Annotated in this window: 13 protein-coding genes; 6 read left to right on the forward strand and 7 right to left on the reverse strand. The window is 70.3% G+C overall.

Translation table 11 applies throughout. The annotated features are described in order from the left end of the window. Positions 1–129: 129 nt before the first annotated feature. Positions 130–765: a DUF3043 domain-containing protein gene (locus MZC64_RS19775; RefSeq protein WP_247758883.1), complete on the reverse strand. Its 636-nt coding sequence runs from the start codon at positions 763–765 to the stop codon at positions 130–132. A 49-nt stretch (positions 766–814) separates the two neighbouring features. Between MZC64_RS19775 and MZC64_RS19780 the strand changes: the two genes are divergently transcribed. Both MZC64_RS19780 and MZC64_RS19785 read left to right on the forward strand, forming a co-directional pair. Continuing rightward, positions 815–1,984: a glycerate kinase gene (locus MZC64_RS19780; protein ID WP_247758882.1), complete on the forward strand. Its 1,170-nt coding sequence runs from the start codon at positions 815–817 to the stop codon at positions 1,982–1,984. Positions 1,985–2,088: 104 nt separating this feature from the next. After that, on the forward strand, positions 2,089–2,451 hold the full coding sequence (locus MZC64_RS19785; protein WP_185002449.1) for an iron-sulfur cluster assembly accessory protein: 363 nt from the start codon (positions 2,089–2,091) through the stop codon (positions 2,449–2,451). A 71-nt stretch (positions 2,452–2,522) separates the two neighbouring features. On the opposite strand, the gene MZC64_RS19790 is transcribed toward MZC64_RS19785, so the two are convergent. Continuing rightward, complete coding sequence (locus tag MZC64_RS19790; RefSeq protein ID WP_247758881.1) at positions 2,523–2,696, reverse strand: hypothetical protein; 174 nt, start codon at positions 2,694–2,696, stop codon at positions 2,523–2,525. Between the two features lie 171 nt (positions 2,697–2,867). On the opposite strand from MZC64_RS19790, the gene MZC64_RS19795 reads away from it, so the two are divergent. Further along, positions 2,868–3,806 (forward strand): carbohydrate kinase family protein, encoded by a 939-nt coding sequence (locus tag MZC64_RS19795; RefSeq protein WP_247758912.1) that lies wholly within the window; start codon positions 2,868–2,870, stop codon positions 3,804–3,806. Here the strand turns inward: MZC64_RS19795 and MZC64_RS19800 are convergent. Genes MZC64_RS19800 through MZC64_RS19815 form a run of 4 tightly spaced genes read right to left on the reverse strand, consistent with a single transcriptional unit; the run spans position 3,796 to position 7,581 of the window. Further along, positions 3,796–4,809, reverse strand: coding sequence for a hypothetical protein (locus MZC64_RS19800; protein WP_247758880.1), 1,014 nt, complete (start codon positions 4,807–4,809; stop codon positions 3,796–3,798). The genes MZC64_RS19795 and MZC64_RS19800 overlap by 11 nt on opposite strands. Next, positions 4,809–5,093: a ubiquitin-like small modifier protein 1 gene (locus tag MZC64_RS19805; RefSeq protein WP_247758879.1), complete on the reverse strand. Its 285-nt coding sequence runs from the start codon at positions 5,091–5,093 to the stop codon at positions 4,809–4,811. The genes MZC64_RS19800 and MZC64_RS19805 overlap by 1 nt, the downstream gene beginning before the upstream one ends. 5 nt (positions 5,094–5,098) lie before the next feature. Further along, positions 5,099–6,199, reverse strand: a complete 1,101-nt coding sequence (locus MZC64_RS19810; protein ID WP_247758878.1) for an exo-alpha-sialidase — start codon at positions 6,197–6,199, stop codon at positions 5,099–5,101. 41 nt (positions 6,200–6,240) lie between these two features. After that, positions 6,241–7,581, reverse strand: a complete 1,341-nt coding sequence (locus MZC64_RS19815) for a serine hydrolase (RefSeq protein WP_247758877.1) — start codon at positions 7,579–7,581, stop codon at positions 6,241–6,243. Between the two features lie 98 nt (positions 7,582–7,679). On the opposite strand from MZC64_RS19815, the gene MZC64_RS19820 reads away from it, so the two are divergent. After that, positions 7,680–8,351 (forward strand): TetR/AcrR family transcriptional regulator, encoded by a 672-nt coding sequence (locus tag MZC64_RS19820; protein WP_247758876.1) that lies wholly within the window; start codon positions 7,680–7,682, stop codon positions 8,349–8,351. Here the strand turns inward: MZC64_RS19820 and asnB are convergent. After that, positions 8,341–10,266, reverse strand: coding sequence for an asparagine synthase (glutamine-hydrolyzing) (gene asnB, locus MZC64_RS19825; RefSeq protein WP_185002453.1), 1,926 nt, complete (start codon positions 10,264–10,266; stop codon positions 8,341–8,343). The genes MZC64_RS19820 and asnB overlap by 11 nt on opposite strands. Positions 10,267–10,464: 198 nt before the next feature. On the opposite strand from asnB, the gene coxB reads away from it, so the two are divergent. Together coxB and MZC64_RS19835 are read left to right on the forward strand one after the other, a co-directional pair. After that, the gene (coxB, locus tag MZC64_RS19830) at positions 10,465–11,391 is read left to right on the forward strand and encodes a cytochrome c oxidase subunit II (RefSeq protein WP_247758875.1); all 927 of its coding nucleotides are present in this window, start codon (positions 10,465–10,467) and stop codon (positions 11,389–11,391) included. Positions 11,392–11,431: 40 nt separating this feature from the next. Then, entirely contained in the window at positions 11,432–11,833 is a 402-nt protein-coding gene (locus MZC64_RS19835; protein ID WP_247758874.1) for a cytochrome c oxidase subunit 4, read from the forward strand. The last annotated feature ends 54 nt before the right edge of the window (positions 11,834–11,887 follow it).

An 11,887-nucleotide genomic window follows, 5' to 3' on the forward strand; every position in this document is an offset into this window, starting at 1 on the left:
CTTTGCCACGTCTCGTTCCCTCCGGACTCTCCGTCAATTCTACTTGGGGACGTGTCCGGAAAACTCGGGGCACCTCAGTACGACTTTGGCCAACTCGGCGTACGAGATTGGCCAACACGTCGGGGAGGGTCAGACTGCGGTGCCGGCTTTGACTCGGGGTTTGGGCATGCGGAGTTTGCGGATCTGGGTGGCTCGGGTGAAGGCGTACCAGCCCAGACCGAAGCCGCGGCTGGTGTCGCTGGGGAAGCGTTCGCGGACCTTCCTGGTGACCAGACGGCCCAGCACGATGCCTTCGATGATCATCGACAGCAGCATGAACATGCAGAACAGGCTGGCGTACTGCTTGATCATCGGCGACGGCGTGAGGATGGAGACGAAGACGATGATTGCCAGGGGCATGAACAGCCCCATCAGGTTGCGGCGGGAGTCGACCAGGTCGCGCACGTAGGCGCGGGCCGGGCCGCGGTCCCGCGGCATCAGGTAGGCGTCATCGCCTGCGTTCATCCGCTCGCGGCGGATCGCGGCGGCCTTGCGCCGGTCCTCCTTGTTGCCCTTGGCGCGGCGCAGGGCCTCGCGCTGGGTCCGCGGCGGCGGGGGCACGGGTCCGCGCTTGCGCACCTCGGCCTCGCGGCGCTTCGGGGTCGCCCTGCCCTTGGCCGGCGTGCGCCCCTTGTCGCCCTCGATGGGCTCGGCGAGTTCGGCCGACGACACCCCCTCTTCGGGGCCCGTGGTCGACTCGGTGCTGTTGCGACGGAGAAACCTCACGCAAACAGGGTAGGGCAGGGGCAAAACGGCCCGAGTACCGTCCGCCCTTATGACGGAAGACTCGCTTGCGGAGTCGATCATTAGCACGGACATTTCGGGGCGGCTGGTGCTCATCGCCCCTGACTGTTTCGGTGGCACGCTCACGGCTACGGAAGCCGCGGAGGCCATCGCGCGGGGATGGCGGCTGGGTTCGCCCGCCGACCGGCTCCTGCTTCGTCCGCTCGCCGACGGCGGCCCCGGTTTCGTGGACGTGCTGCACACCGCCCTGGGTGGCGAACTGCACACGGTCGAGGTCACCGGACCGCTGGGCGAACCGGTCACCGCTGAGTGGCTGGCCCACGACGGCACCGCCTATATCGAATCCGCCCAGGCCGCGGGACTGCACCTGGTCCCCAAGGCGGATCGGCCGGCCGGTCTGACCACCACCCGTGGGGTGGGGGAACTCCTGCTGGACGCCGTGCGCGCCGGGATGCACACCGCGGTGGTCGGGCTCGGCGGCTCGGCCACCACCGACGGCGGCGCCGGACTGTTCGCCGCGCTGGGCGCCGGGCCGGTGGACACCCTGGGCGCGCCGCTGCCCGAGGGCGGCGCGGCCCTGGCGGACTGCGCGGGGCTGGCCGGTCGGCCGGATCTGGGCGCACTGCGGCTGATCGCCGCCTCCGACGTGGACAACCCGCTGCTCGGCCCGACCGGCGCGGCACACGTGTTCGGCCCGCAGAAGGGCGCGAACCCCGACCAGGTCGAGCAGCTGGACCGGGCGCTGACCCGCTGGTCCGAGGTGCTGCAGGAAGAACTGGGCGTCGAGGTGGCCGGTCTGGCCGCCGCGGGCGCGGCCGGTGGGCTGGGCGCGGCGCTGCTGGCGCTGGGCGCGACCGTGGACTCCGGCGCCGACCTGGTCCGGCGGCTCAGCGCGCTGGACGAGGCCCTGGACGCGGCCGGGCTGGTGCTCACCGGCGAGGGCAGCTTCGACTGGCAGTCCCTGCGCGGCAAGCTGGTCAGCCGGGTGGCCGCGGGCGCGGCCGAACGCGGGGTGCCCTGCCTGGTGCTCGCCGGTCAGGTGAGCGTGGGCCGCCGCGAGGCCGGTGCGGCCGGGGTCGAGGACTCGTATTCGGTGGCCGACCACGTGGGTTCGGTGGCCAGGGCGATCGCCGAACCCGCTGGTGGGCTCAGTGGATTGGCCGAACGGGTGGCCCGTCAGTGGCGGAGCCCACAGAACTAACGCGGAGATATTGCTGTGCGACCATAGGAGTACGGGAACATCCCGGCTCAGGGCTGCGTTGCAGCTACGGTACGGGCCCGAGCGCCGACCTCGTAGGGAGAACCATGACCGCCGAGAACACCACGGCGACCGAAGCGCAGACGCACGGCGTCACGCTCACCGACGTCGCTGCCAGCAAGGCGAAGTCGCTGCTCGACCAAGAGGGTCGGGACGACATGCACCTGCGCATCGCCGTGCAGCCCGGTGGCTGTGCCGGCCTGCGTTACCAGTTGTTCTTCGACGAGCGCACCCTCGACGGGGACGTCTTCCGTGACTTCGGTGGCCTCAAGGTCGCGGTGGACCGGATGAGCGTGCCCTACGTGGAAGGCGCGGTCATCGACTTCGTCGACACCATCGAGAAGCAGGGCTTCACCATCGACAACCCGAACGCCGGTGGCTCCTGCGCCTGTGGTGATTCTTTCCACTAGTTCTGCTGGTAGACCCAGAGCACGAAAACTGGACCGCGGTGATCGCCGCGGTCCTTTTTCGTGCCGGGCGCTCAGGCGCCGTAGTCGTCCATTTCCTTGACCTGGGCCGAGCACACCTCGTTGACCTGCCACGATGCCTGGTTCCGTGGCAGCGGGAGCAGGTGCTCGGACGGCCGGAGGGCAGGGGGGATCTCGGCGCAGTCCTCGATCAGCTCAGCCAGGGTGCTGGCGTCCGGAATCGTCACATCGAGGACGTTAGAACCGTGGATTGATGTGCGACACCCTTACCACCAAGTAGTCTTCGCTCCCGGCTGTCTGCGACCGGAACGGGTGACGATGGCCTGCCAGCAGTCGTCTCATAGGGAGCGCGGTACGTGCCTGTCGCTGTGACTGGAAGCATTGCCACCGACCACCTGATGCACTTCCCGGGCCGGTTCGCCGACCAGTTGGTCGCCGACCGTCTGGACCGGGTGTCGCTGAGCTTCCTGGTGGATGACCTGACCGTGCGCCGGGGCGGCATCGCCGCCAACATCGCCTTCGGCATGGGCGTGCTCGGCTACTCGCCGGTGCTGATCGGCGCGGTGGGCGCCGACTTCGCCGACTACCGCTCCTGGCTGGAGCGCCATGGCGTCGACTGCTCGGGCGTGCACACCTCGGAGGTGAAGCACACCGCCCGGTTCGTCTGCACCACCGACGACGACATGAACCAGATCGCCTCCTTCTACGCGGGCGCGATGGCCGAGGCCCGCAACATCGAACTGGCCCCGATCATGGACAAGGTCGGCGGCCTGGAGCTGGTGCTGGTCAGCCCGAACGACCCCGAGGCCATGCTGCGGCACTCCGAGGAGTCCAGGCAGCGGGGCATCCCGTTCGCCGCCGACCCCTCCCAGCAACTGGCCCGGATGGACGGTGACCAGGCCAAGCGGCTCGTCGAGGGCGCGAAGTACCTGTTCACCAACGACTACGAGCTGCAGCTGCTGCTGCAGAAGACCGGCTGGTCCGAGGAGGAGATCCTGGACCACGTCGACCTGCGGATCACCACCCTGGGCGAGAAGGGCGTGGAGCTGGTCGGCAAGGGCCTGTCCGCGCCGCTGCACGTGCCCGCGGTGCCGGAGACGCACAAGGCCGACCCGACCGGCATCGGCGACGGCTTCCGCGCCGGTTTCCTGGCAGGCATCGCCGCCGGCCTGCCGCTGGAGCGTGCCGCCCAGCTCGGCTCGCTGATCGCGGTGCTGGTGCTGGAGGTCGACGGCCCGCAGGAGTGGGTGCTCGACCGCGAGGCCGCGCTGACCCGCCTGGCCGAGGCCTACGGCGCCGAGGCGTCCGCGGAGATCGCCAAGGCGCTCAAGAACTAGCCAGCACCACCTCCCGCATCTCCGTGAGCCGCGGGAGGAACGCTTCGGTCCGGCCGATCTGCCTGTGCAGGTCGGCCGGTCCTGTTGGGTGGCCCAGATCGGCCATCAACTCGGTGAACGCGGGGTCGTTGTCCCGGTTGAGCGCGATGAGGCAGCGGGCGTAGGTGGCGGCCAGCCAGAACATCGCCTCGCGGTGTTCGCCCGCGGCCAGCAGTTCGTGCGCGCCGTCGATGGCCACCGGGCGGGCCTGCGCGCTGAGGTCGCCTGCGAAGGAGACCGGGCTGGTCGCGGCGGCCGGGCCGGCCTCGTCGAAGATCGTGGTGAGGGCGTCCAGGTGCCCGCGGACCTGGTCCGGGGTGAGGTGGGCGCAGCCCAGGACGGTCAGGAGTTCCTCCTGCCAGTCCGGGTGGCCCAGGTCGGTGAGCAGGGCCCTGGTGGCGGCGTAGCGGCGGCGGATGGTCGGGTTGCGCTGGGCGGCGACCAGCAGCACGTGGGTGGTGACGCCGGTGGCGAAGAGCCAGCGGGTGACCTGCCAGGGCCAGGGTTGCGGGGTCTGCGCGGCCATCAGGCCGGTGCGGATGCGGGTTTCGGCGTGCGCGCAGCGGCGGCGGATCCACCGTGGCGCGCTGAAATCCCTGGCCACCGCCGCCTGCAGGGCGGTGAGGCGGCCGGTGGGGTCGGCCAGGATGGTGTTGACGCGCAGTCCGCCCGCCAGGTGGTAGTCGGACAGGACCGCCTTCGGCGAGGACAGTTCGGTCCAGCTCAGGTAGGTGGGTTCGAGCAGCAGGCCGTCCTGGCGGCACTTGCCGGGCTTGGGCGGGGCCGGGCTGCTGCCGGTGACCAGCATGATGTCCACGTCCGAGGTCGCGGGCAGCACGGCGTCGGCGGGCAGCCAGGCGGCCGAGCCCGCGAGGTAGGCGCCGCCGAACCCGGGGTCGCCGGTGGCGTGTTCGGCGACCCAGCGGGCGGCGGCGGTCCTGGCTGCGGCGATGGTGACCGGCATCAGCCGCCCGCCACCGAGGGGATCACCTGGATCTCCGCGCCGTCGGTCAGCGGGGTGTCCGGGCCGTCCAGCCTGCGGCATTCCTCGCCGTTGACGTAGAAGTTCACGTACCGGCGCAGCGCGCCCTGCTCGGTGCGCAACCGGCGGTTCAGCGCCGGGTGGTCCGCGGCCAGCACGTCCAGCGCGGCGCCCAGGGTCGCGCTCTTCGGCAGCTCCAGGTCCAGCCGGGCGGCGTCGCCCGCGGCGGGGCGCAGCACGCCGGGCAGCAGCACGGTGACCCGCATCCGGCTCACCGCCTGATCACGGCCGCGCGCACGCTGAGCACGTCCGGCAGGTGTTCGATGATCCGCTGCCAGCTGGCGCCCTCGTCCCGGCTGGCGTAGACCTCGCCGGAGCGGGAGCCGAAGTAGACCCCTGGCACGCTCGCGTCGTCCACGCACAGCGCGTCCCGCAGCACCGTGGTCCAGAAGTTCTCCTGCGGCAGGCCCTTGGTCAGCGCGGTCCAGTGCGCGCCCGAGTCCTCGCTGCGGAAGACCCGGCAGGCCCCCTCCGGCGGGAACCGGTTGCTGTCGGCGGTGAGCGGGAAGCCGTAGACCACCTCGGGCCGGTGCGGGTGCACCGCGATCGGGAAGCCGAAATCGCTGGGCAGACCGTCCGCGATGGAGGTCCAGTGCGCGCCGCCGTCCTCGCTGCGGTACACGCCGTGGTGGTTCTGCAGGAACATCCGGTCCGGGTCGGCCGGGTTCTGCGCGATCTTGTGCACGCACTGGCCGTACTCGGGATAAGGATCGGGCAGGAAGTATGCCTTGATGCCGGTGTTGCTGGGCGTCCAGTTCGTGCCGCCGTCCTCGGTGCGGTAGACCCCGCCGGTGGACATGGCCACGGTGACCCGCTCCCGGTCGGTGGGGTGCGGCAGGATCGTGTGCACCGCCTGCCCGCCGTAGCCCGCGCCCCACTGCTCCCGGTGCGGGTGGTCCCACAGCCCGCGCACCATGTCGTAGGTGCGCCCGCCGTCGGTGGAGCGGAACAGCGCCGAGGGCTGGGTGCCGGCGTAGACCACCTCGGGCTGATCGGCCGGGCCGGCGGCGAGCTGCCAGACCCGCTGCAGCTCCGCGCCGGTGTCGGCGGGGAAGGCCACCGGGGCGTGGTCCGGCTCCTGCCAGCTCTCGCCCAGGTCGTCGCTGGTGGCCACGCTCGGGCCGAAGTGCTCGCTGGCCACGCCGGCCAGCAGCCGGGGTGTCTCGCGCCGGGTGTCCACGGCCACCGCGTAGACCTCGGTCATCGCGTGGTGCGGTCCGGACCAGGTCCAGTCCGCCCGGTCGTGTTCGCTGGTGGCCAGCCACAGGCCCTTGCGGGTCCCCACGGCCAGCAGCACCTGTTCGTCAGGCACGGCGTCCTCCGAGTGATGTGGGTCACTTGACGGATCGCAGGCTACGCGGGGTCCCCGACATTTTCTCGGCTGAACAACCGTCCGCCCAGGTCGACGCCGGTGACCCGGCCCGCCGCGTCCCGGGAGAAGCAGCCGCGCTGACCGGTGAACGCGCCACTGGTCAGGATGTACTCGTCCGCGGGCAGCAGGCCCAGGTCGAAAGGCTCGTGATCGGGGATGGTCACGCCGAGCCGGGCGCGCAGGTCCGGCTTGAGCAGCACCTCCAGCCGCAACCGAGGACCGGTCGCGCTGATGGTCAGGGTCATCGCGCCGCTGTCGTAGCGGCCGGTGATCTCACCCGCCCGGGTCTGGTCGTGCGGGAGCGGTTCGGGGTCGCGGTCGAGCAGGCCGAGGTGATGTTCCAGGGCCCAGCGCACGATGGCCTGGTTGGCCGGGATGCCGTCGGGGCCGGCGTTGGACAGCGACACCACGGCGAAGTCCCGTTCCGGCACCAGCAGCAGCTCGGCGAACTGACCGTCCCCGGAGCCGCCGTGCCCGACGGCCCGCACCCCGTTGATCCCGCGCAGGAACCAGCCCAGCCCGAGACCGTCGCCCAGCGAGCTGCCGCGCAGGTCCACGGTGCGCTTCCGCATCCGGCCCAGGGCGGCGTCGCCGAGGTGGTACCGGGCCCAGCGGAGCAGCTCGGACACCGAGGAGACCAGGCCGCCGCCGGGGTTGTCGGCCCGAAAGTCCTTCCAGTTCCGGGCGATGGTCAGCGTGCCGTCCGGCCCGCGGTTGTGGCCGACCGCGAACCGCCGGGTCATCGCGTCGTTGCGCGCGTAACAGCTGGTGGTCAGTCCGGCCGGTTCGAGCACCAGCCCGGCCATGGCCCGCTCGAAGGTCTCGCCGGTGACCCGCTCGATGATCCGGCCCAGCAGGTTGTACCCGGCCTGGCTGTAGGAGGCCCTGGCGCCGACCGGGGCGATCAGCTCGATCTCCGGCAGCCGCGCCACGTACTCGCGCAGCGCGTCCGCGCCCTCGCCGGTGTCCAGCAGCAGGTGGGTGTCCAGGCCGGAGGTGTGGTTGAGCAGGTGCCGCACGGTCATCGTGGCCGCGGCCCGCTCGTCGGCCAGCCGCAGCTCCGGCAGGTGGCGGCGGACCGGGTCGGCCAGGTCGAGGCGGCCCTGCTCGGCCAGCCGGAGGATCGCGGTCGCGGTGTGCGTCTTGCTGACCGAGGCCACCGGGTACAGCGTGTCCGGGGTGACCGGCAGCGGGTTGTCGAGGCTGGTCACGCCGTGGCAGGCGAAGGTCTCGGTGTCCCCGGTCAGCACCCCGGCGGCCAGGCCGGGGATGCCGAACCCGGTGGCCGTGGCCTCGACGAACTCGGCGAACGTGGTGGTCATGCCAGGTCCTCTCACTAGACTTGCACTTTGTTCAAGTTCGACCGTAGGCAAGAGTTGAACAAAGTGCAAGTGGCGAGGGGTTGTCCTATCGTAAGCCCATGCCGCGTGACACGCTGACCAGGGAACAGATCGTCAAGGCCGCGGTCGAGCTGCTGGACGCGGACGGGCTTGAGGGCTTCAACATGCGTGCGCTCGGCAAGTGGCTCGGCTCGGCGGCCACCGCGATGTACTGGCACGTGGGCAGCAAGGAGAACCTGATCACCCTGGCCGGGGACGAGATCTGGCAGGAGATCGCGCTGCCCGACCCGGCGAAAACCGGCTGGCGGGCGGCCGCGGAACAGCTGGCCACCGGCCTGTACGCGATGCTCGGCAGGCACCCCTGGCTGGTGCAGGCCTTCGGCGCGCACCTGATGTTCGGGCCCGGCAAGGCCCGCTACGACGAGTGCGGCCTGACCGTCTACGAGACCGCCGGATTCACCGGCGCGCGCGCCGACCAGGCCGCCGCCGGGGTGTTCACCTACGTGCTGGGCAATGCCCTCGGTCCGGCCGCCACCGCGTCACTGACCAGGAAGCTCGGCCGGGACGGCGGCGACGCCGAGGGGCAGCTGCGGGAGGTCATGGCCAAGGCGTACGAGGCCGCGGCCCCGTTCCCGCGGCTGCGGGCCCGGATGGGGGTGGCCGCCACGGACTACGCGGCGGCCCCCGAGGACTCCTTCGAGTTCGGCCTCCAGGCCATTCTGGACGGCCTGGAGGGCCGGCTCAGAGCTTGACCGGGTAGTGCGGCTCCGGCACGTGCACCGCGATCCGGCGCTCCACGAAGATCCCGTGCCAGAGCATGAACACCAGCAGCGCCCAGATCCGGCGGCTGTGGTCGAGCAGGCCGGAGCGGTGCTCCTCCAGGATGCGCAGCACCGCGTTCTTGTTGATCAGGTCGTCGGTGAGCGACTGGTGCACGATGTCGCGGGCCCAGTCGTGCATCTCGTCCTTGAGCCAGTGCCGCACCGGGACCGGGAAGCCCAGCTTGCGCCGGTTGAGCACGTGCGCGGGGACGATGCCGCGCATGGCCTGGCGCAGCGCGTACTTGGTGGTCTCCTTGGTGATCTTCTGGTCCTGCGGGATGCGCGCGGCCACCCGGAAGACCTCCGGGTCCAGGAACGGCACCCGCAGTTCGAGGGAGTTGGCCATGGTCATCTTGTCCGCCTTGACCAGGATGTCCCCGCGCAGCCAGGTGAACAGGTCGATGTGTTGCATCCGGGTCACCGGGTCCCAGGCCAGCGAGTCCCGGTACCAGCGCGCGGTCACGTCGGTGTGCGAGATGCGCGGGTCGTGCGTGCGCAGCACCTGCTGGATCTGGTCGTCCCGGAAGATCCGCGCGTTGCCGTAGTAGCGCTCCTCCAGGGTCAGCGCGCCGCGGCGGAGCAGGTCCTTGCCGCGCACGCCCTCCGGGATCCGGCTGGAGACCTTGCCCATGACCGAACGCAGCGCGCCCGGCACCTTCTCGAACGGGGCCAGCGAGAGCGGCTCGCGGTAGATCGTGTACCCGCCGAACAGCTCGTCCGCGCCCTCGCCGGAGAGCACCACCTTCACGTGCTGGCGGGCCTCGCGGGCGATGAACCACAGCGGCACCAGCGCCGGGTCGGCCACCGGATCGTCCAGGTACCAGGTGATCAGCGGCAGGGCCTGCATCATCTCCTGCGCGGTGACCGTGCGGACCACGTGCTTGACCCCGATCGCGGCCGCGGACTCCGCCGCCACGTCCACCTCGGAGTAGCCGGTGCGCTCGAACCCGGTGGTGAAGGTGATCAGGTCCGGGTTGTGCTCCTTGGCCAGCGCGGCGATCGCGGTGGAGTCGATGCCGCCGGAGAGGAAGGCGCCCACGGTCACGTCGGCGCGCATGTGCTTGGCCACCGAATCACGCATCACCCCGGCGATGTCCCGGTAGAGCTGCCCGGCCTCGGTGCTGGTGGTGATCGGGCGCGGGGCGAAGGTCGGCTGGAAGTACCGCTCGGTGACCACCTGGCCGCCGGGGGAGACGGTGAAGGAGGTGCCGGACTCGATCCGCCGGATCGTGGTGTGCAGCGTTTCCGGCTCCGGCACGTACTGCAGGATCAGGTAGTGCTGCAGCGCGGCCTGGTCCAGCTTGGGTGACAGGCCCAGCGTGGGCGCCAGGTCGAGCAGGCTCTTCTTCTCACTGGCGAAGGCCACCCCGCCCGGACCCGCCGCGTAGAACAGCGGCTTGATGCCGAACGGGTCCCGGGCGCCGAAGATCACCCGCTTCTCCGCGTCCCAGATCAGGAAGGCGAACATGCCGCGCAGCTTGCCGACCATGGACGGGCCGAGGTGGTGGTAGGCGGCCACGATGGCCTCGGTGTCGCCGTCGGTGGCGAACTCCGCGCCGTAGCTGTCGCGCAGTTCGGCGCGCAGTTCGAGGTAGTTGTAGATCTCGCCGTTGAACAGGATCGTGTAGCGGCCCTGCGCGTAGTGCAGCGGCTGGTGGGAACGCTCCACGTCGATGATCGACAGCCGGTTGAAGCCGAAGACCACGTCGTTGTTGTGCCAGGTGTCACTCTCGTCGGGACCGCGGTGGCGCTGGCACTGCAGCGCCCTCGCGACGCTGCCGACCGCCGTGCCGATGTTCGCGTTGTTGTTCTGGGCGGAACACACCAGTCCAAGCAGGCCGCACACGCTTCTCGCGCACCTCTCAAGTCGACGACGTCGCGGCCAAGTATGCCCGCCGACACGCGGGGCTCCGGTTCACCCCGAACGGGTAGCCAGGCTAGTGCTGGGCTAGAGTCCCGAACTGATTGCGACGGCAGGTCGATCGCGCTGGTGCGCGGGTCGGCCGTGACCGTTTTCCAGCCTGTCACGAGGAGGCAGCGAGCAGTGGGCCGCAAGGAGGGCAACCGGGCAGCGCGGCTGGCCAAGGTCACCGGCCTGGTCAGCCTGGTGGGCGTCGCGGCCAGTGGCTGCTCCGTCGACGAGGTGCTGCGTTTTGGCTGGCCGAAGGGGGTAACCCCGCAGGCAGAGGCCATGCGTCAGTTGTGGACGTGGTCTGTGATCGCCGCGCTGGTCGTCGGCGTGATCGTGTGGGCGCTGATCTTCTGGTCGATCATCTTCCACCGGAAGAAGTCCGAGGAGTTCCCGCGCCAGTTCCAGTACAACGGGCCGCTGGAGTTCGTGCTCATCGGGCTTCCGATGATCATCATCGTGGTGTTGTTCGTCTTCTCCACCCAGGCCCAGAACGTGGTCACGGCCAAGGACAAGACGCCGGATGTCAACGTCAAGGTCTGGGCCTTCCAGTGGAACTGGGAGTTCGAGTACCAGGACTTCAAGACCCCGGACGGCACCACCGTGCGCACCACCGGCTCGAGTACCGAGATCCCGTTGCTGGTGCTGCCGGCGAACAAGGAGATCCGCTACACCATCGAGTCCAAGGACGTCATCCACTCCTTCTTCGTGCCGGAGTTCCACTTCAAGCGGGACACCATCCCGTACCCGGAGAAGAACAGCCAGGACAACGTCTTCCAGAACTCCATCGACCGGGAAGGCGCCTTCGTCGGCCGGTGCGCCGAGCTGTGCGGCACCTACCACGCGGTGATGAACTTCGAGGTGCGGGCGCTCCAGCCGCAGGTCTTCGACCGGTACATGCAGCTGCGGGTGAAGCTGAACCCGGGCACCGGCAAGACCTACACCGCCGCCGAGGCCCTCGCCGAGCTGAAGTGCGGCCCGATGTGCGCCCCGCAGGCGGTCACCACCAAGCCGTTCGACACCAGCCGCACCTCGCGCAAGCCTTCCGGCGGGGACCGGTGAGGAGCCTGGTGAGCAGCGCAGAACTGGAGTTGAGGAAATCATGAAGGTCGAAGCGCGGATCTTCGAGTTCATCACGGCCTTCTGCTTCGTGGCCGCGATCGTCTACGGCTTCTGGGCCAAGGAGCCGGTCGGCACGGTGGGGCTGGTCCTCTCCGGTGGGCTGACCCTGCTCTGCGGCACCTACTTCCGGTTCATCGCGCGCCGCATCGACCCGCGGCCCGAGGACGAGGACGACGCCGAGATCGCCGACGGCGCCGGTGAGCTGGGCTTCTTCAGCCCGGGTAGCTACTGGCCGGTCGGCATGGCCGCCGCGGCCGCCTTCACCGGGGTGGCACTGGCCTTCTTCCACATCTGGCTGATCGCCCTCGGCCTGCTGGCCGTGCTGATCATGGTGGGCGGGCTGCTGTTCGAGTACCACACCGCGGCGCCCAGCCACGACTGAGGTTTTCCGCATCGCCGACGGCGGGCGTTCCCTTCCCGGGGGACGCCCGCCGTT

It is taken from the genome of Crossiella sp. S99.2 (assembly GCF_023094165.1).
GTDB lineage: Bacteria > Actinomycetota > Actinomycetes > Mycobacteriales > Pseudonocardiaceae > Crossiella.

Bases quoted from the DNA above. Each gene is read 5' to 3' on its own strand.
- MZC64_RS19820 (WP_247758876.1), top strand. From the start codon at position 7,680: ATGCCGCGTGACACGCTGACCAGGGAACAGATCGTCAAGGCCGCGGTC.
- MZC64_RS19795 (WP_247758912.1), top strand. From the start codon at position 2,868: ATGCACTTCCCGGGCCGGTTCGCCGACCAGTTGGTCGCCGACCGTCTG.
- MZC64_RS19815 (WP_247758877.1), bottom strand. From the start codon at position 7,581: ATGACCACCACGTTCGCCGAGTTCGTCGAGGCCACGGCCACCGGGTTC.
- MZC64_RS19805 (WP_247758879.1), bottom strand. From the start codon at position 5,093: ATGCGGGTCACCGTGCTGCTGCCCGGCGTGCTGCGCCCCGCCGCGGGC.
- MZC64_RS19780 (WP_247758882.1), top strand. From the start codon at position 815: ATGACGGAAGACTCGCTTGCGGAGTCGATCATTAGCACGGACATTTCG.
- MZC64_RS19835 (WP_247758874.1), top strand. From the start codon at position 11,432: ATGAAGGTCGAAGCGCGGATCTTCGAGTTCATCACGGCCTTCTGCTTC.
- MZC64_RS19785 (WP_185002449.1), top strand. From the start codon at position 2,089: ATGACCGCCGAGAACACCACGGCGACCGAAGCGCAGACGCACGGCGTC.
- MZC64_RS19800 (WP_247758880.1), bottom strand. From the start codon at position 4,809: ATGCCGGTCACCATCGCCGCAGCCAGGACCGCCGCCGCCCGCTGGGTC.